Here is a 25,419-nt window from a genome sequence, read left to right as displayed (position 1 = left end):
TGACTATGAACGCCCTACAGCTGCCTATGCTACAACTGTCTATGCTACAACTGAAAGTTGAAAATCTCAGTAAAACCTTTGTGTTACACCACCAGCACGGTATTCGCCTGCCGGTGCTGCATCAAACTTCATTGGAAGTTGGCAGTGGCGAATGTGTGGTGCTGCACGGCCATTCCGGCAGCGGAAAATCCACCCTGCTGCGCTCTTTATATGCCAATTACTTACCCGACAGCGGCCATATCTGGGTGAAACATCAGGGAGAATGGCTGGATATGGTGAGTGCGCAAGCCCGGCAAATTATGGCTGTGCGCCGTCATACGGTGGGCTGGGTCAGTCAATTCTTGCGGGTGATCCCACGAATCAGTGCATTAAATGTGGTGATGCAACCCCTGCTGGAATTGGGGGTTGATCGGCAAATCTGCCAACAGCGGGCGCAGGATCTGTTGACGCGGCTTAATGTGCCACCGCGGTTGTGGGATCTGGCCCCTTCTACCTTCTCCGGCGGCGAGCAACAGCGGGTTAATATCGCGCGAGGGTTTATTGTCGATTACCCCATTTTGCTGCTGGATGAGCCGACGGCTTCGCTCGATAGCACCAACAGCGCCGCTGTGGTCAGCCTGATTGATGAAGCTAAACAGCGCGGAGCCGCAATTGTCGGTATTTTCCACGATGAAAAAGTACGCAATCATGTCAGTGACCGCTTACTGACTATGACACCGCCCCCCTCTCACGCCAGCACAGAGATCCCATCATGATCTTCAACAACGTCAATCTTATTCTTGAGGATCAGGTGGTCAGCGGATCACTGGAAATCCACCAAGGGGTGATCCGCAGTTATAGTGATCGTCCGACACAACTTTCAGCTGCAATTGATGGACAAAATAGCTGGTTGTTGCCGGGGTTGATCGAGCTGCATACCGATAATCTCGACAAGTTTTTTACCCCCCGCCCCAATGTGGATTGGCCAGCACATTCGGCAATGAGTAGCCACGATGCGCTAATGGTTGCCAGCGGGATAACGACCGTGTTGGATGCCGTGGCGGTCGGCGATGTGCGGGATGGCGGCCATCGGCTGGATAATCTGCAAAAAATGATTAACGCCGTGGTAGAGAGCCAGCGGTCAGGATTGAATCGAGCCGAGCATCGAATTCATTTGCGCTGTGAATTACCCCATGACAGCACCTTGCCACTGTTTGAAGAACTGATGATGCAGCCAGAGCTTTCATTGGTATCTCTGATGGATCACTCACCGGGCCAGCGCCAGTTCGCTTCACGCGCCAAGTACCGTGAATATTACCAGGGTAAATATCACCTTAACGATCAGCAAATGGCAGAGTTTGAAGAAGAGCAAATCAGCCTATCCGCCCGCTGGTCGGGGCAGAATCGACAGGCCATTGCCGCTCATTGTCGTCAGCGGGGAATAGCTTTGGCCAGCCATGATGATGCCACCGCTGAACATGTGGCGGAATCACAGGCATTGGGTAGTGTCATTGCTGAATTTCCCACCACCGAAGTGGCGGCCAGAGCCTCACATCAGCATGGGTTACAGGTATTGATGGGCGCACCCAATATTGTGCGTGGCGGCTCCCATTCAGGCAATGTCGCCGCGCACCAACTGGCATCACTGGGCGTGTTGGATATCTTATCTTCCGATTATTACCCCGCCAGCCTGCTGGATGCCGCATTCCGTATCGCGCATGACGAGAGCAACAGCTTCACCTTAGCGCAAGCGGTCAATCTGGTGACGCGTAATCCGGCCAGAGCTTTAGGGTTAGCGGATCGCGGCGTGATTGCCGAAGGTAAGCGAGCTGATTTGATATTGGCGCGCACCCATGAGGGTTCGCACAATCAGCATGTGTATGTACAAAACGTCTGGCGGCAGGGAATACAGGTGTTCTGATGGCACGCTTAATCTATCTGATGGGTGCTTCCGGTGCAGGCAAGGATTGCCTGCTGTCCGCGCTACGAGCGGCCATGCCCACCAACGTTATGGTCGCGCATCGTTATATTACCCGCGCAGCCAATGCGGGTGCTGAAAATCATATCGCATTGAGTGAACAGGAGTTTTTATTGCGCGCCAAACAGGGGCTATTTGCGCTGTTTTGGCAGGCACATCAGCATCATTATGGAGTAGGAATTGAGATTGATATCTGGCTGCAACACGGGTTGGATGTGGTGGTCAATGGCTCCCGAGCCTATTTACCCGAAGCCCAGCAGCGCTATCACCACCAATTACTGCCACTGTGTCTGACCGTTTCGCCGGCAATTTTGGCTCAGCGCTTACTGCAACGTGGGCGTGAGAACAGTGAGCAAATCAAGGCGCGTTTACAGCGGGCGCAACATTATCAACAGCAACTGCCGGTTAACTGCCAGCTACTTTGTAATGATGGCGAATTGCACCACACGCTAGGGCAATTACAGCAATTGCTGGCAACGCCCCCCACAACACAGCAGGAGGGGAATCAAAAATGGAACTAACATTGTTAGGAACCGGATGCGCCCAACAGGTGCCGGTGTTTGGTTGTCAGTGTGTGATTTGTACCAAAGCCAGATTACAACCCGCGCTGCGCCGTCAACCTTGCAGTGCAATGTTGCGTTATCAGGGGGAAACGACCTTGATTGATGCCGGGTTGCCGACACTGGATCAACTGTTTGCTGGAGGGGAAATTCAGCGTTTTTTGCTTACACATTACCACATGGATCACGTTCAGGGGTTATTTCCGTTACGTTGGGGGTGTGGAAATGCGATCCCAGTGTACGGGCCGCCAGATCCTGATGGCTGCGACGATCTGTATAAGCATCCGGGAATATTGGCTTTTCAGCCGCCACTCAGCGCATTTCACCCAATTCAATTTGGCGATTTACGGGTTACGCCAGTGCCCCTCAATCACTCAAAAATCACCTTCGGCTACCTGCTGCAAAGCCCCAACCGAACTATCGCCTATCTCACCGACACCATTGGGTTGCCCGCCGATAGCGCGCTATTTTTAGCCAGTAAGAATATTGATTTATTGGTACAAGATTGCAGCCATCCGCCACATCAACTTTCCCCACACCGTCCACCGCCACGTAATCATAATGATGTGACAATGGCCCTCGCTATCAGTGAGTTACTAAAACCGGCAGCCACCTTGCTGACCCATATCAGCCACCAATTGGATGCCTGGGCGCTCGACAACATCCTGCCCGACGGCGTCGCCATCGCGCAGGATAATCAGATAATTAGCTTATTATGATTAATGTTGCTGCATTTGGGCTGAAGTTAAAATAACAACCCCCTCTTTCGGCGGAGCAAAAGCCTGATCAAGCAGCGCTTGTGCCACATCTTTGGCTTTAATTAAGCGCCATTTATCAGGTAATAAGGCAAACAACGGCGCGCTAAGGCTTTCCATCAAGCGCGGTTTAGTGCGTTGACCGGCCAGCATTGAAGGCCGGGCGAAAGTGAGTTGTGGCCAGCCCTGAGTTTGTAAATCTCGCTCTGCCTCACCTTTAGTGCGGTTATAAAATAGCCACGAGTTCGGGTTAGCGCCCATCGCGCTTACTAGCAGAAAATGCCGCGCGCCAAGCCGTAAACCGGTTTCGCCCGCAGCCAGCACCAGCCGATAATCCACCTGACGAAATGCCGCCTGACTGCCCGCTTGCTGGCTAGTCGTACCCAGACAGCAAAACACCAAATCCACCGGCTCATCCAGAGTTTTTAGTAACTCGCCGATATTCTCGCCTTGCGGATTAATCAGTTTATTCATGGGCGGCAACGGCTTGCGGGTTGGCGCAATAATAGAGGTTACGCGGGCATCCAAACGCAGCAAGCGCAGTAACTCGCCCCCCACCAGGCCACTTGCCCCCAGTAATAATACCTTCGCCATCTGACCTCCTGATAAAAACGCTAGCACCACCCCAACATGGAGATAATCATCAAATCAATTGATATGAATAATAAATACCAGAAACACCAGAACATAGCGAAGAAACTATGCCCAAAGTTATTGGAGTTTTGCAGGTAGGCGACAAACGAACTTATTCCGATGAGCTTACTGACGTTAAGATCAACAACCAGTAAGTGATTCGGGTGCGTGAACGAAACTAACCCCCCTGTAATTTCAAGGAAGAAGGGCATGCCAATGCAGTTTCTTGCCGAAGCCCATAGTATTATTGGTCATCTTGATTTCCAGCAAATTGAGCTGCCAGAGAGGGGCGGATACGACTTTAGCTACCGGGAAACGGCGGCAATAGTGCTGGCGGGCGATCTGTTCTGCGTCATCTTTTAATTCGGTTATTGCACCGCGATATTGAATGCCTTTTATCAAAGCTACCGTGCGTGGCTGGGTAGCAATTGTGCCGACCACCTGCGGGTTTATCTGCATCAGCTCGCCGTGACGGGTGTGCTTTTCTGTCATCAGATAAAGCGCCATTTTCGCTTCATCAAAAACATAAAAACAGTTGGCACACCACATATCCATACCGCTGCCAGCGCACAGCGTCAGTACATGTTGCTGGCGCAGGAAGCGGGTAATGGGGATCAGGTCATCAGGGTTATTCACATCACTCATTGTTCACATCACTTTCCAGCTGAAAAACAGCCTTGAGTGTACATCAACTTTAGCTTGATTAACCTTGACCCGACTAACTTTGCCACATCAGACGGTCGCGTGATGTCAGGGTATCAGCCGGAAGAGTCGCGAGTACCGCCTGATAGCGTTGCGCCTCTTTTGGATAACCGCGCGCCGCCTGTAATAACAGCCGCAATGCACTGTCATAGTCGATTCCCCGCAAATCGCGGTAAGGCCATAATTCAGGTTCAGCAATAAATGGCAGCAAATAATCAATCCCTTGCTGCACATTGCGCCCATCCTGTACCCACTCCCAGCGGTCAATTTCAACATGTTCGCCATAACGGCACAGCAGCAAATGCGCCTCCATATTGAATAAGGAATAGTGGAAAGGCACAGTGCGCTCCAATTCCATCCACTGCTTACCGTCTTGCGCTATTTGTGCCGCCAGCCGCTGGGTAATTCCCTGGCGGATAATGGTGGAAACCAATCCGCGATCACCATAGAACATCGCATTAGCCGCGCGCTGGACGTCATACCAGGTACCGTGGTTGTTGTGCCAGACATACTCTGAATGACCCACTTCGCTGTGGAACATCCAGTGGTTAAAATCGCGGAACCACTGCTGTAACACCGCAGTATCCTCGGTATCCAGCAACTTGGCGGGCAATATCAACCCGATGGTATCAATCACCATCCACATCAATCGGGTATCAATTAACCCCGTCCCCCGGCCAGAGACAATGCCGGGGATAGCCTGGCCATAATTCAGGTGCGGGTTCATGCGGGTTTTGGCATCCAAAAACCAGCAACGGATCTGTTCTGCCGCCACCTGAGCATAGCGGCTATTACCGGTAAAATAGTATGCCAGCCCGAGGGTTAGGCAGCGGTCACACATCCGCTCAATGCGCTGAGTATCGGTATCGTCATTCTGGCTCTGTGGATTGGTATGCCCATCGCGACGCACATAGGGTAATCCATTGGGCTTACGCGGATTCGGCCACCAGTAGGTGCCAAAGCTGTAGTAATCGTGAATGTCGCCACTGACGGGCAGTAGCGTTTTGTGGGTCACACTTTCCGGCGGTTGATCGCGTAATGCATCCGCTTCACTTAATAACCGGCGCAAGGCCGGTTGTAGTGGTGAAAATGGCTGCTGCAATACCGCTTTTGCCTTGATAAGGCAGTCCACATCTAACGTGTACAATTTCATCGGCGTCATCGCGTTGCTTCCTTTATGCGGCCTGACAAGCAACCCGCACGCCAGTGGCGGCATCAAAAATGTGGATACCGGCCAGCTTAGGCTGCAAATAGACCGTCTCCCCTGCATTCACCGCCAGACGCTGTTTGAAGACCGAGGTAAAGCGCCCCCCGCCGGTGCTACAAAATAGCTGCATATCCGAGCCGGTATTTTCAATCGCGGTAATGGTCGCTTTCAGTGCACTGGCACTGTGGCTTTCATCCACCACATTGACCTGTTCCGGGCGAATGGCATACACCACATTTTGCCCATCCGTCACTTGCAAACCGGCAGGCAATGTCAGCAAAGAGCCATCTTCCAGCCGCAGCAGGAATTCATCGCCTTGTTCTGTAGTCTTGCCAGTATTGAGTACTACGGTGCCTTTCAGTTGATTGATCTCCGGCGATCCGATAAAACCGGCCACAAACAGATTGGCAGGGCGATCATAAAGATCCAATGGTGAACCCACTTGCTCAATACGGCCGTCGCGCAATACCACGATCATCTGCCCCATAGTCATGGCTTCAATCTGATCATGTGTGACATACACTGACGTGGTTTTTAGCCGCTGATGCAATTCACGGATCTCACCACGCACCTGAGTACGCAATTTGGCATCCAGGTTCGATAAAGGCTCGTCGAATAAGAACACTTGTGGGTTACGCACGATGGCGCGCCCCATCGCAACCCGCTGGCGCTGACCACCGGACAAATCTTTCGGTAGCCGCTCCAACAGTGCCTGTAAGCCCAGTAACTCGGCGGTGGATTCCACTTTTTGATTGATATCGGCTTTGGACATTTTGGCCATTTTCAATGCAAAACCCATGTTCTCGCGCACCGTCATCTGCGGATAAAGAGCATAACTTTGGAACACCATAGCAATGTCGCGCATCTTGGGTTCAACATCAGTGACATCTCGATCATTGATGCCAACCGTGCCGCCAGAGATCTCCTCCAGCCCGGCAATCATGCGCAGTAAGGTAGACTTTCCGCAGCCGCTCGGGCCAACCAACACGCAAAACTCACCATCAGGGATCTCCAGCGATACATCGCGGATCACATGGGTGTCACCGTAAGATTTACAGACATTTTTAAGTACAACCGATCCCATTTTGTTTCTCCCTAGCCTTTAACCGCGCCAGACATGATCCCGCGATTGAAATGTTTTTGCAGACCCAGATACACGATGATGCTTGGCAACATCGCCAACAGAGTGATGGCAATAAAGATGTTTGGTGTGATGGTTTCGTCAGTACGTAATGTGCCGAGGATCACCGGAATAGTGTTCAAACTGTCCTGATTCACCACAATCAGTGGCAACAGGTATTGGTCCCAAATCATGATGAAGCCGAAGGTCACCACCGTGCCCAATGCCGGTTTGACCAGCGGCAGGATGACGTGGAAGAAGATTTGCCATTCGCTGGCACCATCAATACGCGCCGCTTCTTCCAGCTCTTTCGGGATAGCCGCCATAAACTCGGTCAATACGAAGATAGAGAAAGCCCAGCCCACCACCGGCAAAATCATGCCCAGATAGCTGTTGTATAGCGAAGCATCGATAAGCGGCAGTCGCCAGTTGATTATCATATACAGCGGAATGGCGATCACTTCTTCCGGTAGCATCATGGTCGACAGAATAACCAAGCTGGTCAGCGAGACGCCGATAAACTTTTTACGCGCCAGCGCATAGGCAGCTAGCGCACTGACCGACACCTGTAACACCGTGCCGAAGAACACCACGACGATGGAGTTCAGCAGGTATTGCCAGACGCCGATATCCATCCAGGCGAAGATAAAGTTATCCCACGAGAACTGATTGGGCCAGGCCAGCAGCTCTCCGGGTTTTACCGGCGCGCCGCTGAATGCGGTGGCGATAATGCCCCAGTACGGGCCGACAAATACCACCAGCAACAGACCATAAATTACCCAGCGGCCGATACTGTTCCAACTTTTACTTTTCATTACCAGTCTCCGGCTCGGTTAGTAACGGGCGATGCGCTTTTTCAAGGTGAGATGACATATGGTCAGCACCACAGTGAAGGCGAATAACAGGAAGGACACCGCGGATGCATACCCATAATCAAACTGCTCAAAGCCCAGTTTGTAGATATGAGTCATGATCATTTCTGTCGCATTAGACGGGCCGCCGCCAGTGGTGGCATAGACTTCAGCAAACACCCGGAAACCACGGATGAATGACAGCATCAGCACCACAGAAAGTGCAGGGATCATGCCGGGTAAAGTGACGTAACGCAGGCGGTTCCACCAGTTAGCGCCATCCACATTCGAGGCGTCATACAAATCACGGCTAATCCCCACCAGACCGGCAATAAAGATAACCATGTTGTAAGGCACCGCTTTCCAAATATGCAGCAACATCACAGTCCACAGCGCCTGGTCGGTATCTGCCAGAAAACCCTGCGCTTCAATGCTGAACCACGACAAAATGTGGTTCACCACCCCATTACTGGTCGGGTTAAACAGAATTCGCCACATTTCGGCGACGATCGCTGCACTGGTCACCGCCGGCAAGAAGATAGCGGTACGGATAAAACGCAAATGGCGCGCCGGGCCTTCCAATAGCATGGCTAAGAAGAAGGCGATAAAAGCGGCCACCACCATGGTGACCACCACATATAACAGGGTGTTGAAAACCGCAGAATGCAGTGCTTCATCACCCATCGCGCGGGAAAAGTTGTCAAACCCGACCCACTCATTTGGCTGGTTAAAGTTAACCTTGTAAAAACTCATCACCAGCCCTTGCAGCATCGGGATGAATTTAAACCAGGTGAAGATGACCAGTGCCGGGGCCAGGAACAGCCACGGAACCAGATTACGTTTTAGTCGGGGGGTTAGCGTTATCATGATTTACTCACTGCCCTAAGACATTCTGTTTAGCCAACTCATCATTCACTTTCTGATTCACTACTTTTAATTCAGCAGGAATATCACCTTCACAGTTGGCTAAGATGCGGTTGAAACCTTCTGCAGTCACCTGGCGAATCGGCGTCCAGTTAGGGACTTGCGGAATATAGCGGCCATGATCGGCGTACAAATCAGCAAACATTGCCCAACGCGGATCGTTATAAACCGCTTTAGTATCAACCAGTTTATTAATGGACAAGCGCACTACTGGCATATTATTGCTGCCCATTCCCATGCCAATTTGTTGCCCTTCCGGTGAAATCATGAATTCTATAAATTTCTGAGCGGCTGCTTTTTTCTGGCTGCTTTTCATCATAAATACCGTGGTGCCTTCAGCCAGTGTTGCCTGCCCTTTGGGCCCTTTTGGCGGCGGGATCACTTCAAAAGCCTCTTTGCCGGGGTCTTTATCAAATAGAGCAATATGATATGGGCCGGTGACGAACATGCCGCTTTGGCCGGAGCGGAAGGAAGGAATGGCATCTGCGGTGGTGGCGTTAATCGCCCCCGGCTGTACTGTTTTGTCGCAAACCATGCCGCGAATGAAACTCAGAGTTTCAACCGCTGCGGGTTCTTCCAGTGAGCCTTTAAACTTGCCCTCACCGGCCGGACGAATGAAATCCCCACCGGCTTGCCAGAGATAGGAGCTAATAAACCAACTGGCGTAACCACGGGTGGTCGAGGCGGGCAAAATAAAGCCGTAAGTGTCATTTTTGCCATTGCCATCGGGGTCATTAAAGGTAAAGGCTTTCGCCAGAGTACTAATATCTTCCCAGCTTTTGGGTAGCTCTAACCCCAATTTTTCTCGCCAATCTTTACGGATAAACAGCGCAAAGGTTTGTGCTGAGGTAGGTACGCCGTAATATTTGCCATCAATATATTGAGCGCTCTCCCAAGCGGTATCTAAGATGTCAGCCCCGCCAATAATATTTTTCGGCTCAATCGGCTCCACAATCCCGAGTTGGACAAACTGCCCAATGGCTGCTGCATCATTGAAAATCAAGTCAGGCAGCGCATTGCCAGCTGCGGCTCGCGCCAGGCGCTGTTCAAAATCGGTGGTGGCATTGAAATATTCAATTTTGATGCCGGTTTTCTTCTCAAAAGTTTCAGCTTCTGTTTTATAAATATTTTTGGAATCATTACTGGCACGTATCCACACCTGCAATGTTTCTGCTGCGTGGAGAGAAGGAACCCCCATGGCTAAATAAGTTAACAACAGCAAAGATTTTATTTTTACTTTTGACATTATCATTTTTGTCTTCATCTCAGCGTCCTCGTTGAAATCTAATTTTTATGAATTTACCCAGAAGTTTAAATAACAGAATAAAATCACGAAACACTCGACAACATTAGAACTCAGAGGAAAACAAAAAACTACACCACAAAAAACAAAACTTAATTCCATTTTGAATTTTCTGCTTAAGATCACACTTGGAAAATTACTAAAAATAGACAATTAATTAAATTAACAATCAAAAAACAATAAGTTAAAATCTTCATTTTAAAAATTAAAAAAATTATGAGATTATTTAAATTGCCTAAAAAACGTCTAAAACAGAGATTTAATTTGATATCAATCACAATTTAAATCATTTATTCACAGATAATTTATAAGATAGATCCTGATCACAAAAGTCCAAAAACTTTACCCTAGAATTCAAACCCATCTGAAATGGAACGGTGTTCTTTTTATTTAAACAATACTAATACGGTTAATAACCTTGTTTTTTACAGGTGAAAAAACCTATTACTAAAAAATGGTATTAATTAATTAAATTAACCAAAGCACTTTATTTTTAACCTTGTAACTCATAAAAAATAAGGAAAGTGATGATGAAAATATTGGCTAAAAAAAATATATTAATGGCTATTCTCCTGGGATCTTCACCCTTTATTTATGCTGCGGAAAGCCTGCCATTATTATTAAAAATGGATGACATTAACTACAGCATTGAACAAATTAAGCAGAACAACCCACTTTATGAAAAATCCTATAAAAATCTGATAACTAAGGCTGATAAAGCCTTGAAAAAACCGCTCTATTCCGTCATGGATAAAAGCCTGCTCGCCGCCAGTGGCGACAAGCACGACTATTACAGCTTCCCACCTTATTGGTGGCCAGACCCAAGCAAGAAAGACGGTATGCCTTATTTGCGCAAAGACGGCGAAACAAATCCTGCAGCCAACAGTGATGCGACAGATAAAAAGCGCATGAACAACTTCAGTGAAGATGTCTATTATCTGGCACTGGCTTATAGCTTTACCGGCAAACCGGAGTATGCCGACAAAGCACGCGAACAATTGGTCAACTGGTTCGTCAATCCGAATACCCGAATGAACCCGAATCTCCAATATGCTCAAGCTATTCCGGGTATCAATGAAGGCCGAGGTATTGGTCTGATCGATAGCCGAGCACTGGTAGACGTGATAGATGCGGTTGAATTAATAAGACCCGCCAATGTCCTCACTGAGGCCGACTATCAAGCCATCAAACTTTGGTACAAAGATTTTTACCAATGGATGACCACCAGCCAGAATGGTTTCGAAGAGGATAATTGGCACAATAACCACGGCACCTATTTTGATATGCAGGCCGCCTCTTTTGCGCTATTCAGTGACCAAAAAGCCGCAGCGCAAAAGCGCCTGGAGATCACTCAATTGCGCCGAATTCCATCACACTTTGATATCCAGGGCCGACAAAATGCTGAACTGGAGCGTACCCGTCCGTGGCATTACAGCAATTTCCATCTGGAAGCCTACAACAAGTTGGGTCGACTGGGAGAAGTTGCCAATAAAGATATCTGGAATTTTAGCCTTGACGAACACAGTCTAAAAAAAGGCTATCAATATGTCGCGGGCTTTATCAATACCGACCAGGCCTGGCCGTATAAAGACCTGGATGGCGTGCAAGATAAAAAAGCACTGGTCAATATGATGGCTGCCGCCCGTGCCTATCCGACAGACCCTGATTTCCAGCAGAAAGCGCAATATCTGATGGCCAAATACCCGGATGCCGTTGAAATCTTGCTCTACCCGATAACACAGCCCCTAATCGCCAAAAAATAAGCACCGTCGAGGACACATCAGATATGAAGCAGTTTACGGACAGGCAGATGGCTAAAATCCGCCAGCGCGTTATGCAACAACAGGGAAATAGCGTGCAGCAGTCCGAGATTATTGCCACGCTGATTGAGGATAATCAGGTGGTTTTGGACTCAGACACACTAGTCCCTGCCACCGGTATCGCCACCTGGAATCATTACTATTATTGTCCCGATCACGGTGTGAAGTTAGTGTGGGATCGCTATTCACCGACGCAACACCGTTGCCCGATAGACTCTCATTTGTTTAGCGGAGAACCCTATGATGGTGCCTGGTGGCGGGCGCTTAACGGCTTAAATGCCAAAGCCTGTAATCAGCTCGGTTTGCTGTGGCAACTCACTGGCGAGATACGCTACTTCGAAAAGGTGCGGGATATTTTGATAGAGTATGCTCGCTACTATCCCAGCTATGAAGTGCACGGCGGTATCCCTTACAACGGGCCGGGCAAAGCCAATGCACAAACCTTGTGTGAGGCCAATTGTCTGCTCGATTTTGCATTGGGTTATGATTTTATTGCCGAGGCGCTCAGCCAGGAACAGCGTGATTGCATCGCCGGGCGCTTATTGCGCGAGGGGGCTGATTTCCTGATGCAACACCGCACCCGCCAGTTGCATAACCATGAAGTGAAAATTAGCAGCGCTATCGCGGTAATCGGCCTGATCCTCGAAGATGAACACTATGTTGAGTTTGCGGTGAATGCTGAGTATGGCCTGCGTTATCAGCTAGAACATGGGTTGTTCAATGAAGGGTTGTGGTTTGAAGGCTCGGTGCATTATCACTTTTATGCATTGCAAGGCTTCTGGTCATTTGAAAAACTGGCCGCTGGGAGCCGTTACAGTCTGCTGGCGTTACCTTATTACCGCGATATGCTCAGTTTCCCTTTAAAATTACTGATGCCCGATGGCACATTCCCTCGCATCAATGATTGCACTGCGGGTCAGGAGCAGCTCAATCATGCCCATTTGTATGAATTTGCCTTTAAAACCTATGGTAATGATGAATATGCTGCCGCCCTGCATCATATTTATCGCCAGGAACCGCGCTTGAATTTGGATGCGCTGCTGTACGGCGTTGAAGAATTGCCACCACCAATGATTGATGTCATTCCAACCGATACGCTGCATGCACCAGATTGTGGATTGACCATTCTTCGCCAACCGCAATCTGGCCGCGCTTTGTTGCTAAAGCACAGTCCATACGGGGGAGAGCATGACCATTATGATCGGCTGAATCTCATTCTGTTTGAGCAAGGGCAAGAGGTTCTACCGGATTTAGGCACTACCGGTTATGGCGCACAACTGCATTATGGTTATTACAAAAATAGTGCCACCCACAATACGCTCAGTATTAACCAGAAAAATCAGCCGCCCGCTGTGCCAGTTATTCATCACTGGCATCAATCCGCAAACTTTAGTTGGTTGGATACCGAGGTCGATTGGAGCCAAAAAGCCCCCACACTGGACAGTCATACCCGAGTCCAATGGGATAGCGAGGCTTACCGTGATGTCAAATTTCGCCGCCGTCTTTTATGGTTAGAAGATGCGATTATCGATATCAGCAGTATCGTCAATCCACATCAACAACAGTGGAACTGGACACTGCATATCGACGGGGCGGCAATGGAATCGGTAGGAGAAAGTACAACCTTCTGCGATAGCGGGCCAATGCAATATTTACATCAAGTTACTGCCCAGCTACTGAATGGCGTGATTCAGTGCCGCTATCAAACAGCGGCTCGCCCGCTAACACTCTGGCTCGCCGCAGATGCCACACTGTTTCAGGGATTAGCTCCGGCAAATCCGTCCGTGCGTGATATCAGTTATCTGATTTTACGTCATCATCACCGTGAATCACTGGTCACATGCGTATTTGATATGAACAACCTCGACCCGCTGCTAGACGTGCAAGTGGACAATGATGGCGAGATTTTATCTATCAAATTAACCCGTCAACAGCAGGTTATACAGGTAAAAATTCCCTTTACCGACAGTAGCCTACCGCTATTCAGTTAAATTCATCCTCACAGGGGCAGCTTTTGCCCCTGCTTTGCCACATTTATCTCTAACGACAACAATAGGACAAGAATATCCTTCCTAATAATATGGATTTAGGCGAGCAACAGCCTGATAACGTGATTTAGCTAACATTTACTGCATATGTTTGATTTGAATTAATATGCAATATTTTCGTATAAATTGGGATGTAACAAATAATTTTGGCTTAACAAATAAAATACAATTTCAATTAAGAACCCGCTCTCATTGCTAATATCGCATAATAATAGTGCTGACGATGTATCTGCCGTGTTAAATATACCCCTACTGTTTTGCATAATACCCAGTACAGTTTTGAATAAACAACGTTTAAACCGCATAAAAATGATGTTTTATTCATATTCTAGTCAAAAGGCATTTAAAAATAGGCTAAAAACATGACGTGAGTCACAGAATGAATAAGTGTTATGACTAAAATAGCCGCCATCAACCTGGTTTTTAAAGACCATGTTTAAAACTAAAACTTCTTTTTAAAAAAAGAGACCTTACACAAATGGAAAATAACAACAAGAAAATGGCGCATATAAGGCGGACAACGCATTTAATGATGCCGGCGCACCGTAGTTATTTTAATTTTTCTTATTACCATTATAGATAATTCCCCCCCTGCGATGACATCCGATTTTATTGGATAGTCATTGTCTATGCACAATTTTAACAACAACGAAAATCTCGCGATACCTTTTCGTTACGTTAACTATTGTCTGCTTTCTCCGAAATGACCAACACTTGATAATATTTCAGCGCCTAACAGATTGTTGATAATTATAATTCAATCTCTATTGGCCTGGTGTTTAAGTCTTTCAGCAGAAACATAGCTATCCTGTAAAAATTAAATGTCACCTTTGTCATTAATGCTAAATGACATGAGGATCACTGCGCCTTAAATTCAGTCCTTTTTTATATAAAGGTAATGAGTGATTTAAAGGCAGCGTGTTGCGCAGAAAAGCAGTTTCATTTATCAATGAATTTAAATTCATTGATATGGGCTGCCATACCAAAAATTTATTAAACGACTAAATCCAACTTGCAAAAATGTTGGACGGGTTTATATACCCTAAATAAAATAAAAGAGAAATCATGATGAAAAAATTAAATATCGCGGCAAGTACGTCAGCTATAAGCTGTTTCGAATCACAGCGTGAAGTTGTGGATGTTTTACACACCGATTTTACTGATGTAGCTGCTGTGGTTCTTTCTGTTCAAGACATTAATGATGGTGTTATTGAAAGTATTCATTCATTAGGTTTGGATATTCCGATTTTTGCCGCTGTTTGTTGTGAAGAAGAACTGAATACCGATGTATTACCGTCTTTAAATGGGGTATTTGAACTGTGCGGTGACAATACTGATTTTTACGGTAAACAACTGGAATCTGCAGCTGAAAAATACGAAAAAGAGTTGCTGCCTCCATTCTTTAATACATTAAAAAAATACGTCGAAATGGGGAATTCTACTTTCGCCTGCCCAGGGCATCAAGGTGGTCAATTCTTCCGTAAACATCCGGCTGGCCGTCAATTCTTTGACTTCTACGGCGAAACTATTTTCCGTTCTGATATGTGTAATGCTGACGTCAAATTAGGTGATTTGCTTATTCATGAAGGCGCACCTTGTGATGCTCAAAAACATGCTGCGAAAGTATTTAATGCCGATAAAACCTATTTCGTCCTAAATGGGACTTCCGCATCTAATAAAGTCGCCACCAATGCCTTATTAGCCCGTGGTGATCTGGTGCTGTTTGACCGCAATAACCATAAATCCAACCACCACGGCGCACTGATTCAAGCAGGGGCTACACCGGTTTATCTGGAAACTGCCCGTAACCCGTTTGGCTTTATCGGTGGTATTGATGCTCATTGTTTTGAAGAGAAATACCTGCGTGAACAAATACGTAGCGTAGCCCCGGAACGTGCCAACGAAGCGCGCCCATTCCGCCTGGCGATTATCCAATTAGGTACTTATGACGGCACCATTTATAACGCTCGTCAGGTTGTGGATAAAATCGGCCATCTTTGCGACTATATTCTGTTTGACTCTGCTTGGGTTGGTTATGAGCAATTTATTCCAATGATGAAAGACTGCTCACCATTATTACTTGAACTGAATGAAAACGATCCAGGTATTATCGTTACGCAATCAGTACATAAACAACAAGCCGGTTTCTCGCAAACTTCACAAATTCATAAGAAAGATAAACATATTAAAGGCCAGGATCGTTATTGTAACCATAAACGTTTTAATAATGCCTTTATGTTGCACGCCTCCACCAGCCCATTCTATCCATTATTCGCAGCATTAGATGTTAATGCGAAAATGCATGAAGGAAAAAGTGGCCAGCGCATGTGGTTAGATTGTGTTAAGACAGGTATTGAAGCCCGTAAAATGATTTTAAATACCTGTAATATGATTAAACCGTTTGTACCGGTAGAAGTTGATGGTAAACCTTGGCAGGAATATGACACCGAGGCAATGGCCCAAGACTTACGTTTCTTTAATTTCATTCCAGGCGAAAAATGGCATGCTTTTGAAGGTTATGAAGCGTCACAATATTTTGTTGACCCTTGTAAATTATTATTAACCACACCAGGCATTGATACCAATACCGGCGAATATACCGCATCAGGTATTCCGGCCACTATTCTGGCTAACTTCTTGCGTGAAAATGGTATTGTGCCAGAAAAATGTGACCTTAACTCCATTCTGTTCTTATTAACGCCAGCAGAAGACTTGGCGAAAATGCAACATTTGGTGGCGCAAATTGCTCGTTTTGAACGTTTCATCGAAGAAGATGCATTGCTGAGTGATGTATTACCAACCGTTTATCGTAATAACGAAACTCGTTATAAAGGCTATACCATCGGTAAGTTGTGTCAGGAAATGCATGACCTTTATGTCAGCTATGATGTTAAACAACTGCAAAAAGAAATGTTCCGTAAACAATATTTCCCTAAAGTTGTAATGAATCCTCAAGATGCCAATATTGAATTCGTTCGTGGACATGCTGAATTAGTTCCATTGTGTAAAGCAGAAGGCCGAATTGCCGCTGAAGGCGCACTTCCTTACCCACCGGGAGTATTGTGTGTTGTCCCTGGGGAAGTTTGGGGTGGTGCTGCTCAACGTTATTTCCTGGCACTTGAAGAAAGCATTAACTTATTGCCAGGCTTTGCACCTGAATTACAAGGTGTTTATTTACAAGTCGATGAAGACGGATGGAATCGCGCATACGGCTACATGATGAAAAACAAGTAAAAAAGAAGACTTCTATTCTACAACACCAATAACTCAAACCTGCGGGAAGATATTCCCGCAGTCTCTGAAATTTAAAAAGAGATAATAAAAATGAGTAAAACAAATAATAAGATGGGAGTAGTACAGCTAACTATTCTGACTGCCGTCAATATGATGGGGTCTGGCATAATTATGCTGCCAACCAAACTCGCCGAAGTTGGGACGATTTCTATCGTTTCATGGTTAGTCACCGCCGTCGGTTCCATGGCGCTGGCTTATGCATTTGCCCAGTGCGGGATGTTCAGCCGTAAATCGGGTGGGATGGGCGGTTATGCAGAATACGCTTTCGGTAAATCCGGCAACTTCATGGCCAACTATACCTATGGTGCGTCTCTATTGATTGCCAATATTGCTATTGCCATATCGGCGGTCGGGTACGGAACTGAATTACTGGGTGCCACCTTAACGCCACTGGGTATTTGTATCGCCACCATCGGCGTACTGTGGTTGGCAACGGTGGCTAACTTCGGCGGCGCACGTATTACCGGGCAAATCAGTAGTGTCACTATCTGGGGGGTAATTATTCCAGTCGTGGGGATTTCGATTATTGGTTGGTTCTGGTTTAGCGGCTCCGCTTACGCGGCGGCATGGAACCCACATGGCGTGCCAACTTTTGAAGCTATCGGCTCCTCCATCTCGATGACATTGTGGGCTTTCCTGGGGCTGGAATCTGCTTGTGCCAATACCGACGCTGTAGAAAACCCTGAACGTAACGTTCCGATTGCGGTATTGGGCGGGACTTTAGGTGCAGCGGTTATCTATATTATTTCGACCAACGTCATCGCCGGTATTGTCCCTAATATGGACCTGGCGAACTCAACAGCGCCATTTGGCCTGGCATTCGCTTATATGTTTACCCCGGCAGTGGGTAAAATCATCATGGCATTGATGATTATGTCATGTGTCGGTTCATTGCTCGGCTGGCAGTTCACCATCGCTCAGGTATTTAAATCCTCTGCCGATGAAGGTTTCTTCCCGAAAATCTTCTCTAAAGTCAGTAAAGCTGATGCGCCAATCAAAGGGATGCTGACCATTGTTATCATCCAGAGTGTCTTGTCGCTAATGACCATTAGCCCATCATTGAATAAACAATTCAATGTGCTGGTCAATCTGGCCGTCGTAACCAATATCATCCCTTATATTCTGTCGATGGCAGCGTTGGTGATTATTCAGAAAACCGCCAATGTTCCACCGGCAAAAGCGCGCAAAGCCAATATCATTGCCTTTATCGGTGCGATGTATAGCTTCTATGCACTTTATAGTTCAGGTCAGGAAGCCATGACTTGGGGTGCGATTGTCACCTTCCTCGGTTGGACACTGTACGGTTTGGTTTCACCACGCTTTGAATTTGCAGCAAAGACTAAATAAGCAATCGAATGGTTCATATTGAGCCAAATAGAACCAATTTAAACTGATCTGGTGCCAGCAGATAAAAAAGTCAGGATGCAATGGGAAATTCCGGTAATAATGTTCCGAACCGCTACCCCCGGACTGGAATAAGATTATGTCGGACAGCCTTTGGCATCTCTATCTGCTGCGCACCACCAGTGGCATGCTGTATACCGGCATTACCACTGATGTGGCCAGGAGACTGACGCAACATCAAGCCGGGAAAGGCGCAAAAGCGCTGCGGGGCAAAGGAGAGTTAGCGCTGGTATTTCATTGTAAAGCAGGGGATCGCTCAACGGCGTTGAAACTGGAATATCGGGTTAAGCAGCTCAGTAAGCAACAAAAAGAAAAGCTGGTGATGAACCAGCCCTCTTCATTGGTATCGTTGCTAGACGTTAGAATCGATTAAACGGCGCAGAAAACACCACTTCGCCATCAGCATCTGTCAGTGCATCTTCTGCCAACGCATACACCTGAAAGGCTTCTTCAGTATCAGGCCAACGGCAGGTTAATTGATGACGGGCCGCGGGCACAAAGCCAAAACGCTGATAATAGGCGGGATCGCCTAATACCACCACCGCGGCATAGCCGAACTCATTAAGAGAATCGAGGCCTTCATAGACCAGCTTCTCAGCCAATCCTTGACGACGCAGACCTTCTTCCACTGCCAGCGGGGCCAGTGCAACCCATTGACGGTCTTCGCCGCCCACATCTACCGGGCTGAATGCTGCATAACCCACTACACCGCCTTCATCATCGGTTGCCACAATGCCCAGCGTCAGTAAGCCATCTTCGCGCAATTGTTGCACTAATTCTGCTTCATTATCGCCCTTGAATGCCTGGCGTAATAAGGCGTCGATCCCCGGAGCATCCACTGGAATTTCAACCCGGATCAGCACGATGCTAATGTACGGGAAGTACTCGCCGCACCCTCTTGCTGACCCGCTTCAATAAATTCCGCCAGTTGTTGCAGGCCGACTCGCAGTAGCGTCGGCATGGATTCCAATTCAATGGCATCCATCAGATTTTTCACATACAGGCCCAATTCGGTATCCCCTTCAATTCGCAGCCGGCGCTGGAAAAATAGCGTATCCGGATCTTCTTTACGGGCAGCGATCAGAATCAGATCGTTGGCATCACCGCTGAAGCTAACATCCGCCTCAGCCTGTTGGCTCACCACCAGCCTACCGTTTTCCACGGTCATAAACCATTGCAATGCGAGGTCACGCACTTCAATTTTTAACCAGCGAGACTCCAGAAACTCCAGATCTCCGTCCAGCAGCGCCTGACGGAATTGCCAGCCCAACACTTGCTCCAACACCTGGCGTTGCAAAGCAAATGGCGTAAGTTTTAACGGCCCCCGCAGCAGCGCTGGCCCTTGGCGTACAAGGCGTGCTCGTAGTTCTCCCAACACAGGCTGACTCCTTTTTGGTGATATACCCTTTGTACTTGAAGCCACAGGGGTGTTGGCTACATTCACTCACCCAAATCACTTACTTATGTAAGCTCAGTGGGATGAGTTCTTTTGCCGCCTACCTGCAACTCCAATTACTTTGGGTATTAACCTGCATAAAATAAAGTTCTATTTTGCCACATTGGCAGAATGTGGAAGCCTGTTATATCAATAAATTTTGCATCAGATCTTTGCTAAATATCAGAAGAATGGCACCAATGCGAAAGAAACTGCCCTAAATCAAGGTCAGTTCACGGCGGGTTAACTAAAATCGCCATTCGCTAAACTCTAATATCATCTTCGGATAGGGAAAATTCTATGGAGCTGCTTTGTCCTGCCGGTAATTTACCTGCATTAAAGGCCGCAATCGATAATGGTGCTGACGCGGTTTATATCGGCTTGAAAGATGATACTAACGCCCGCCATTTTGCCGGACTGAATTTCACCGATAAAAAATTACAGGAAGCGGTCAATTACGTTCACAGCCGCAAACGGAAATTGCATATTGCCATTAATACGTTTGCTCATCCTGACGGCTATTCCCGCTGGCAACGGGCCGTTGATATGGCGGCACAACTTGGGGCTGATGCCTTGATTCTGGCGGATTTGGCGATGTTGGAATATGCCGCCGAACGCTACCCGGAAGTTGAGCGCCATGTGTCGGTACAAGCATCGGCGACTAATGATGAAGCTATCCGCTTCTATCAACGCCATTTTGATGTGGCACGAGTGGTTTTACCGCGGGTGCTATCCATGCATCAGGTCAAACAACTGTCCCGCACCAGCCCGGTTCCATTGGAAGTTTTTGCTTTTGGCAGTTTGTGCATTATGGCTGAAGGGCGCTGTTATCTTTCATCCTATTTGACCGGTGAATCGCCCAATACCGTCGGTGCCTGCTCTCCGGCACGCTTTGTGCGCTGGCAGCAAACCCCGCAAGGGATGGAGTCTCGCCTCAATGAAGTGCTGATCGACCGTTATGAAGATAACGAAAATGCCGGCTATCCGACCTTGTGCAAAGGGCGCTATTTGGTGGATGGGCAGCGCTATCATGCACTGGAAGAGCCGACCAGCCTCAATACACTTGAACTGCTACCGGAATTATTTGCCGCCAATATTGCTTCGGTGAAAATTGAAGGGCGTCAGCGCAGCCCGGCTTATGTCAGCCAGGTGGCGAAAGTGTGGCGGCAAGCGATTGACCGCTATCTGGCCAACCCTGCGCAATTTTCCGCCAAAGAAGAATGGATGGAACAACTGGGCGCTATGTCCGAAGGCACCCAAACCACCCTGGGCGCTTATCATCGCAAGTGGCAGTAGCCGGAGGAAATATGAAGTACGCCTTAGGCGCAGTACTCTATTACTGGCCAAAAACCGATATTGAAACTTTTTATCAGGCCGCTGCCAGTAGCAGTGCCGATATTATTTATCTTGGTGAGAATGTTTGTACCAAACGCCGCGAAATGAAAGTGGGTGATTGGTTAGCACTCGCCAAAGACGTTGCCGCCAGCGGCAAACAGGTAGTAATTTCCACACTGGCCCTGCTGCAAGCGCCGTCAGAATTAAATGAATTAAAGCGCTATGTCGAAAACGGCGAGTTCTTGTTAGAAGCTAATGACTTGGGTGCGGTAAATATGGCGGCGGAGCGCGGTTTACCCTTTGTCGCCGGTCATGCCCTCAATTGCTACAACGCCTATACTCTGCGGATTTTGCACCGTCAGGGCATGATGCGCTGGTGTATGCCAGTTGAGCTTTCACGCGATTGGCTGGCTAATGTGCTGCAACAGTGTGAAGAACTGGGGTTCCGCAATCAATTTGAAGTCGAGGTATTGAGCTACGGTCACCTGCCGCTGGCTTATTCAGCCCGCTGCTTTACTGCACGTTCAGAAGATCGGGCTAAAGACGAGTGTGAGACCTGCTGCATTAAATACCCGCAAGGTAGGCCGGTGCTGTCACAGGAAGAGCAACAGGTGTTTATCCTTAATGGGATTCAGACCCAAAGTGGCTATTGCTATAACCTCGGTAACGATCTGATTTCTATGCAAGGTTTGGTGGATATCGTCCGTCTTTCGCCGCAAGGCATGGAAACGCTGGGCGTCATTGATCAATTCCGCGCCAACGAGTTGGGATTAAACCCACTGACACTGGCCGATAAAGCCGATTGTAATGGCTACTGGCGACGGCTCGCCGGTCTGGAATTGGTGTCATAAGCCAATAACAATAAACCGGGTGAGCATCACTGCCCTCCCGGTTATTTATACTTATCAACGCTTAATCACAGTGACACTTTCGCGCCATAATCTCGATAATCTGACTGTCTGTTTGCCGCATCGCACCACAGGCCAGCGCACACAGATTAGCGATTGACTGATCGACATCATCCGCGACGATCCCCTCATTGCCGGTGACCCCGCTGCTGTCTAATGCCATCAACACCGCCTTATACGCCGCACTAACACTGGTGGAAACTTTCATCGCACAACTGTTGGCCGCACCATCACAGATAATCCCGCTGATATCACCAATCATACTGCCAATGGCCAATGCTACCGGTTCATAACGCGGCTCCAGCAGCCACGCCATCCCTGCCGCAGCCCCCATTGCGGCGGTGGTGGCGGCACATAATGCAGACAAAGTGGGTAACTGGCTGTGAATATAAATCGCCATCAAATGGGAAAGAATAAGCGCCCGCGCCAGCTCTTCCTCACTGGCTCCGACGTGTTCTGCCACCACCACTACTGGCATGGTAGCGGCAATCCCCTGATTTCCGGAACCGGAATTACTCATCGCGGGCAACAGTGCTCCGCCCATGCGTGCATCAGATGCCGCCGCCGAGCGAATCATGATATCAGACAGCAAATCCTTAACCAGCAGCCCCCGCCCGCGCTGACGCATCAGTGAAGCACCAATGTGCAAGCCATAGTTGCCCGTTAGCCCTTCTTGCGACAGTGCCCCATTCAGTTTGGCGGCCTGTAAAATAAAGGCAATCTGCTCAAATGGCACTTGAGTGGCAAATTGATAAACCTGACGAGCCGTCGCCTGTTTCAGACAATCATGAGCACGACATGCCACCTGTTCTGACGGGGACTCTGGCGCCAGTTCAAACAGAACATTGCCATTAATGACAATTCTCACCACTTGAGTGTGGCCACCGGCAATAGTGACACAAGCCCATTGTTCTCCCAGATATAGCGTGGCTTCGGCAAACAGGATTTCATCCCCCGCCTGCATATCGACTCGTACATCCCCCCGCTCCAGCATGGCTTTCGCCTCTGCCACCTGTTGTGAACTGAGGTTTTTCAACACCTCCAACCCGCCGTCAGGATCACCGCCTAATGCCCCGACTGCGGCGGCGATTGGCAACCCCACCATGCCGGTGCCAGGCACCGTCACACCCATACCATTTTTCATCAGGTTTGGTGAAACCCGTGCCTCAATGCGCTCAGCTTTCGCGGGCAAATATGAAGCAGCAATGGCTGATGCCAACGCCAAAGCGATCGGTTCAGTGCACCCTACTGCGGGTTGCACATCCTGTTGAATGACATGGATAAACGCCGTCCATAAAGCAGAATCAGTTGTATTACTCATAATAAATACCTTCAAACATTTACAGCAGGTAATGTCAGATGCCGTTATTTCAAGAGAATGCCAGGAATGGAGAAATACACAGTAAAATACCGGTAATAATAATAACCGTTAGAGATAAACCTTTATATTTATGCAGCGCCGGCACTTTATAGACTAAATATGCAGGAATCAAACAACCCACCATACCGAATATAGGGCTACAAATAGAAGTAAAGCTCAAGACGGGTGCATTTAATATAATCGCGCCCCACGCCAGCAATACAGCAAAGACCATGATTCCATTTTGCACCCAGCGTTCATTAATATTTTCTGGTGGCATGATGCGGCGTAATATATTAAGTACAATACCTTGTGTCGCCTCGCGGAAACCTAAATAAACACCGAAGAAAGCTGTCATTACTGCAAATATATTTAAAATAACACTGACTACCGTTGCCCATCCACCGGGGAAGAATTTAGCAGCGATGGCCAGCGCTGAAATATTTTGCTCATAGGCCTTAACAGCTTCATCGTGTCCCATTGCCAACGTAAAGGAAACGGCATAGAAGAATACCGTGCAGAATAAAATACCAAAAGCAATATTCATCGCCCTCAAGGCTTTATGACGAGCCACTTCCAGTGACTTTTCCTTGGCCCGATATGAGATGACCATTGGGCTGAGTGTTTGAATAAACAAAATAGATGTCAAAGTAAACGGCAGGGTAATTATCGCATTTTTTATCAGCAAACCCACGGGTGGCAGCATACCAACGTTATACAAATGCCACATCCCTACCATCGAAACACCCAATGCAGCCACCACCAATAACTTGGTAATCACCATAAAGCTCGACAGTTTGAACAGCAGCTTTTCACCTCGTGAGGAGATTGCCACCAGCACGCAAATTAGCACTAAACCATAAAAAGGATTATCAGATAATAGCCCTTCGGTTACACCGAATGTTTGTAAATAGGAAGCGCTGTCATTGGTGATGGCAGTGGAATAAACAAACATCCAGATGACCAGCATAATAAAATAGAGCGCACCTAAAACGATCCCCCAGTTTTTTCCTAAATATCCACTAATAACACTCGGGTAATCTTTACATTCTGGTGATTCTGCTAATGTATTAATAAATAATCTTTGGAACAGATACATGGCAGGATAGCCAATAATAGATGAAAGCAAAAACACCCATAATCCCATCAATCCAACTTGTACCGGTAAAAATACAATTCCGGCACCGATAGCCATCCCAATACTCATTATTACCCAGCCAAAATCCGTGCTGTCAAACTTAATAGCTTCCTGCCATTCTCTCTCAGTCATATTGGCATTTTTGGCTGCCGGAGAATCAATTAAAATGACACTCTCATTTGTTTTTGCCGTTTCCATAATCGGTCTCGCCTTAATCTCTGGTTAGTAGGTTTTATTGTTATAAATATGTACAGAGCGAGTTATCCGCTATTTAACCCATTCAGGAAAATAGCCGAGGGCAGGTGTTCTTATTTTTTGGCTATATTACGCCGAGGAATAGAGAATGTTTTTGTCACTTCATCGACTAAAAAAGACTTTAATGGAAAATTATTCCACAAAAAGAGTCTTATACTGAATTTTAATCTATATATATGATTAAAAAGCAGCATATTATTTTACCAAAAAACAACAATACAATTAATTCATTGATAAATAAAGGTTATATCTAACTTACTAGTATATCTGCACTGCGGAACAATGTTTTTTCAACAGTAAATCTGTGATTGTCATCAATGAAAATTAACCATTCAAATAGAAAGGTTAATGTGACATTTGTCGATATGGTCACACCTATCAAAGCCAATGGCACTTGAAACAGCATTAAA

Annotated in this window: 23 protein-coding genes; 12 read left to right on the top strand and 11 right to left on the bottom strand. The window is 47.5% G+C overall.

Annotated features, from left to right (window positions below; translation table 11 throughout):
* The first annotated feature begins 5 nt into the window (after window positions 1–5).
* From phnL to phnP, 4 genes are read left to right on the top strand one after another with little or no spacing between them, the layout of a single operon-like run.
* The gene (gene phnL, locus FTB31_RS00820; protein ID WP_175628024.1) at window positions 6–755 is read left to right on the top strand and encodes a phosphonate C-P lyase system protein PhnL; all 750 of its coding nucleotides are present in this window, start codon (window positions 6–8) and stop codon (window positions 753–755) included.
* Window positions 752–1,900: an alpha-D-ribose 1-methylphosphonate 5-triphosphate diphosphatase gene (gene phnM, locus FTB31_RS00815; RefSeq protein WP_019084233.1), complete on the top strand. Its 1,149-nt coding sequence runs from the start codon at window positions 752–754 to the stop codon at window positions 1,898–1,900. Before phnL ends, phnM begins: the two co-directional genes overlap by 4 nt.
* Window positions 1,900–2,478, top strand: coding sequence for a ribose 1,5-bisphosphokinase (gene phnN, locus FTB31_RS00810; RefSeq protein ID WP_050075707.1), 579 nt, complete (start codon window positions 1,900–1,902; stop codon window positions 2,476–2,478). Before phnM ends, phnN begins: the two co-directional genes overlap by 1 nt.
* Window positions 2,469–3,236: a phosphonate metabolism protein PhnP gene (gene phnP / locus FTB31_RS00805; RefSeq protein WP_050075706.1), complete on the top strand. Its 768-nt coding sequence runs from the start codon at window positions 2,469–2,471 to the stop codon at window positions 3,234–3,236. Before phnN ends, phnP begins: the two co-directional genes overlap by 10 nt.
* Here phnP and FTB31_RS00800 read toward each other — a convergent pair whose 3' ends face one another.
* The 7 genes from FTB31_RS00800 to FTB31_RS00770 all read right to left on the bottom strand — a co-directional run bounded on the left by FTB31_RS00800 (window position 3,237) and on the right by FTB31_RS00770 (window position 9,973).
* Window positions 3,237–3,866 carry a Rossmann-fold NAD(P)-binding domain-containing protein gene (locus FTB31_RS00800; protein WP_227731001.1) on the bottom strand — a complete coding sequence of 210 codons (630 nt, stop codon included), beginning with the start codon at window positions 3,864–3,866 and terminating at the stop codon, window positions 3,237–3,239. It lies immediately after the preceding gene.
* A 234-nt stretch (window positions 3,867–4,100) separates the two neighbouring features.
* The gene (locus FTB31_RS00795) at window positions 4,101–4,550 is read right to left on the bottom strand and encodes a YhbP family protein (RefSeq protein WP_227731000.1); all 450 of its coding nucleotides are present in this window, start codon (window positions 4,548–4,550) and stop codon (window positions 4,101–4,103) included.
* A 73-nt stretch (window positions 4,551–4,623) separates the two neighbouring features.
* Window positions 4,624–5,760 carry an alginate lyase family protein gene (locus FTB31_RS00790; protein ID WP_050076111.1) on the bottom strand — a complete coding sequence of 379 codons (1,137 nt, stop codon included), beginning with the start codon at window positions 5,758–5,760 and terminating at the stop codon, window positions 4,624–4,626.
* Window positions 5,761–5,782: 22 nt separating this feature from the next.
* Window positions 5,783–6,898, bottom strand: a complete 1,116-nt coding sequence (locus FTB31_RS00785) for an ABC transporter ATP-binding protein (protein ID WP_050075700.1) — start codon at window positions 6,896–6,898, stop codon at window positions 5,783–5,785.
* 11 nt (window positions 6,899–6,909) lie between these two features.
* Window positions 6,910–7,749 carry a carbohydrate ABC transporter permease gene (locus tag FTB31_RS00780; protein WP_227721929.1) on the bottom strand — a complete coding sequence of 280 codons (840 nt, stop codon included), beginning with the start codon at window positions 7,747–7,749 and terminating at the stop codon, window positions 6,910–6,912.
* 18 nt (window positions 7,750–7,767) lie between these two features.
* Window positions 7,768–8,652, bottom strand: coding sequence for a carbohydrate ABC transporter permease (locus FTB31_RS00775; RefSeq protein WP_005156239.1), 885 nt, complete (start codon window positions 8,650–8,652; stop codon window positions 7,768–7,770).
* Between the two features lie 7 nt (window positions 8,653–8,659).
* Window positions 8,660–9,973, bottom strand: a complete 1,314-nt coding sequence (locus FTB31_RS00770; RefSeq protein ID WP_077174301.1) for an ABC transporter substrate-binding protein — start codon at window positions 9,971–9,973, stop codon at window positions 8,660–8,662.
* Between the two features lie 569 nt (window positions 9,974–10,542).
* Between FTB31_RS00770 and FTB31_RS00765 the strand changes: the two genes are divergently transcribed.
* The 6 genes from FTB31_RS00765 to FTB31_RS00740 all read left to right on the top strand — a co-directional run bounded on the left by FTB31_RS00765 (window position 10,543) and on the right by FTB31_RS00740 (window position 18,951).
* Window positions 10,543–11,775 carry an alginate lyase family protein gene (locus tag FTB31_RS00765; RefSeq protein WP_227731040.1) on the top strand — a complete coding sequence of 411 codons (1,233 nt, stop codon included), beginning with the start codon at window positions 10,543–10,545 and terminating at the stop codon, window positions 11,773–11,775.
* A gap of 23 nt (window positions 11,776–11,798) precedes the next feature.
* A complete protein-coding gene (locus FTB31_RS00760; RefSeq protein ID WP_227730999.1) occupies window positions 11,799–13,823 on the top strand; it encodes a heparinase II/III domain-containing protein in 2,025 nt (674 codons plus the stop codon).
* Between the two features lie 535 nt (window positions 13,824–14,358).
* Window positions 14,359–14,463 (top strand): leader peptide SpeFL, encoded by a 105-nt coding sequence (gene speFL / locus FTB31_RS00755; protein ID WP_105877053.1) that lies wholly within the window; start codon window positions 14,359–14,361, stop codon window positions 14,461–14,463.
* A 485-nt stretch (window positions 14,464–14,948) separates the two neighbouring features.
* Complete coding sequence (gene speF / locus FTB31_RS00750) at window positions 14,949–17,114, top strand: ornithine decarboxylase SpeF (protein ID WP_077174303.1); 2,166 nt, start codon at window positions 14,949–14,951, stop codon at window positions 17,112–17,114.
* Between the two features lie 90 nt (window positions 17,115–17,204).
* Complete coding sequence (gene potE / locus FTB31_RS00745) at window positions 17,205–18,521, top strand: putrescine-ornithine antiporter (protein ID WP_005156245.1); 1,317 nt, start codon at window positions 17,205–17,207, stop codon at window positions 18,519–18,521.
* A gap of 136 nt (window positions 18,522–18,657) precedes the next feature.
* A complete protein-coding gene (locus FTB31_RS00740) occupies window positions 18,658–18,951 on the top strand; it encodes a GIY-YIG nuclease family protein (protein ID WP_050075692.1) in 294 nt (97 codons plus the stop codon).
* Here FTB31_RS00740 and FTB31_RS00735 read toward each other — a convergent pair.
* Window positions 18,938–19,441, bottom strand: a complete 504-nt coding sequence (locus tag FTB31_RS00735) for a GNAT family N-acetyltransferase (RefSeq protein WP_050075691.1) — start codon at window positions 19,439–19,441, stop codon at window positions 18,938–18,940. The genes FTB31_RS00740 and FTB31_RS00735 overlap by 14 nt on opposite strands.
* Window positions 19,435–19,956, bottom strand: a complete 522-nt coding sequence (ubiT, locus tag FTB31_RS00730; protein WP_011815454.1) for a ubiquinone anaerobic biosynthesis accessory factor UbiT — start codon at window positions 19,954–19,956, stop codon at window positions 19,435–19,437. Before ubiT ends, FTB31_RS00735 begins: the two co-directional genes overlap by 7 nt.
* Window positions 19,957–20,313: 357 nt before the next feature.
* On the opposite strand from ubiT, the gene ubiU reads away from it, so the two are divergent.
* Window positions 20,314–21,309 carry a ubiquinone anaerobic biosynthesis protein UbiU gene (gene ubiU / locus FTB31_RS00725; protein ID WP_019080678.1) on the top strand — a complete coding sequence of 332 codons (996 nt, stop codon included), beginning with the start codon at window positions 20,314–20,316 and terminating at the stop codon, window positions 21,307–21,309.
* An 11-nt stretch (window positions 21,310–21,320) separates the two neighbouring features.
* Window positions 21,321–22,199: a U32 family peptidase gene (locus FTB31_RS00720; RefSeq protein WP_077174306.1), complete on the top strand. Its 879-nt coding sequence runs from the start codon at window positions 21,321–21,323 to the stop codon at window positions 22,197–22,199.
* Window positions 22,200–22,260: 61 nt separating this feature from the next.
* Here the strand turns inward: FTB31_RS00720 and FTB31_RS00715 are convergent, their stop codons facing one another.
* Both FTB31_RS00715 and FTB31_RS00710 read right to left on the bottom strand, forming a co-directional pair.
* Window positions 22,261–23,577 carry an L-cysteine desulfidase family protein gene (locus FTB31_RS00715; RefSeq protein ID WP_077293411.1) on the bottom strand — a complete coding sequence of 439 codons (1,317 nt, stop codon included), beginning with the start codon at window positions 23,575–23,577 and terminating at the stop codon, window positions 22,261–22,263.
* A 49-nt stretch (window positions 23,578–23,626) separates the two neighbouring features.
* Window positions 23,627–24,952 carry an SLC5/6 family protein gene (locus FTB31_RS00710; RefSeq protein ID WP_050075688.1) on the bottom strand — a complete coding sequence of 442 codons (1,326 nt, stop codon included), beginning with the start codon at window positions 24,950–24,952 and terminating at the stop codon, window positions 23,627–23,629.
* Window positions 24,953–25,419: the final 467 nt, after the last annotated feature.

This window comes from Yersinia proxima (genome assembly GCF_902170785.1).
GTDB classification, from domain to species: domain Bacteria; phylum Pseudomonadota; class Gammaproteobacteria; order Enterobacterales; family Enterobacteriaceae; genus Yersinia; species Yersinia proxima.
Note: the sequence above shows the minus strand (reverse complement) of the source record. Positions and strands in the feature narration are given on the sequence as shown.

Excerpts from the sequence above, each read along its gene's own strand:
- phnL (WP_175628024.1), top strand. The coding sequence starts at position 6 with ATGAACGCCCTACAGCTGCCTATGCTACAACTGTCTATGCTACAACTG.
- phnM (WP_019084233.1), top strand. The coding sequence starts at position 752 with ATGATCTTCAACAACGTCAATCTTATTCTTGAGGATCAGGTGGTCAGC.
- phnN (WP_050075707.1), top strand. The coding sequence starts at position 1,900 with ATGGCACGCTTAATCTATCTGATGGGTGCTTCCGGTGCAGGCAAGGAT.
- phnP (WP_050075706.1), top strand. The coding sequence starts at position 2,469 with ATGGAACTAACATTGTTAGGAACCGGATGCGCCCAACAGGTGCCGGTG.
- FTB31_RS00800 (WP_227731001.1), bottom strand. The coding sequence starts at position 3,866 with ATGGCGAAGGTATTATTACTGGGGGCAAGTGGCCTGGTGGGGGGCGAG.
- FTB31_RS00795 (WP_227731000.1), bottom strand. The coding sequence starts at position 4,550 with ATGAGTGATGTGAATAACCCTGATGACCTGATCCCCATTACCCGCTTC.
- FTB31_RS00790 (WP_050076111.1), bottom strand. The coding sequence starts at position 5,760 with ATGAAATTGTACACGTTAGATGTGGACTGCCTTATCAAGGCAAAAGCG.
- FTB31_RS00785 (WP_050075700.1), bottom strand. The coding sequence starts at position 6,898 with ATGGGATCGGTTGTACTTAAAAATGTCTGTAAATCTTACGGTGACACC.
- FTB31_RS00780 (WP_227721929.1), bottom strand. The coding sequence starts at position 7,749 with ATGAAAAGTAAAAGTTGGAACAGTATCGGCCGCTGGGTAATTTATGGT.
- FTB31_RS00775 (WP_005156239.1), bottom strand. The coding sequence starts at position 8,652 with ATGATAACGCTAACCCCCCGACTAAAACGTAATCTGGTTCCGTGGCTG.
- FTB31_RS00770 (WP_077174301.1), bottom strand. The coding sequence starts at position 9,973 with ATGAAGACAAAAATGATAATGTCAAAAGTAAAAATAAAATCTTTGCTG.
- FTB31_RS00765 (WP_227731040.1), top strand. The coding sequence starts at position 10,543 with ATGAAAATATTGGCTAAAAAAAATATATTAATGGCTATTCTCCTGGGA.
- FTB31_RS00760 (WP_227730999.1), top strand. The coding sequence starts at position 11,799 with ATGAAGCAGTTTACGGACAGGCAGATGGCTAAAATCCGCCAGCGCGTT.
- speFL (WP_105877053.1), top strand. The coding sequence starts at position 14,359 with ATGGAAAATAACAACAAGAAAATGGCGCATATAAGGCGGACAACGCAT.
- speF (WP_077174303.1), top strand. The coding sequence starts at position 14,949 with ATGAAAAAATTAAATATCGCGGCAAGTACGTCAGCTATAAGCTGTTTC.
- potE (WP_005156245.1), top strand. The coding sequence starts at position 17,205 with ATGAGTAAAACAAATAATAAGATGGGAGTAGTACAGCTAACTATTCTG.
- FTB31_RS00740 (WP_050075692.1), top strand. The coding sequence starts at position 18,658 with ATGTCGGACAGCCTTTGGCATCTCTATCTGCTGCGCACCACCAGTGGC.
- ubiU (WP_019080678.1), top strand. The coding sequence starts at position 20,314 with ATGGAGCTGCTTTGTCCTGCCGGTAATTTACCTGCATTAAAGGCCGCA.
- FTB31_RS00720 (WP_077174306.1), top strand. The coding sequence starts at position 21,321 with ATGAAGTACGCCTTAGGCGCAGTACTCTATTACTGGCCAAAAACCGAT.
- FTB31_RS00715 (WP_077293411.1), bottom strand. The coding sequence starts at position 23,577 with ATGAGTAATACAACTGATTCTGCTTTATGGACGGCGTTTATCCATGTC.
- FTB31_RS00710 (WP_050075688.1), bottom strand. The coding sequence starts at position 24,952 with ATGGAAACGGCAAAAACAAATGAGAGTGTCATTTTAATTGATTCTCCG.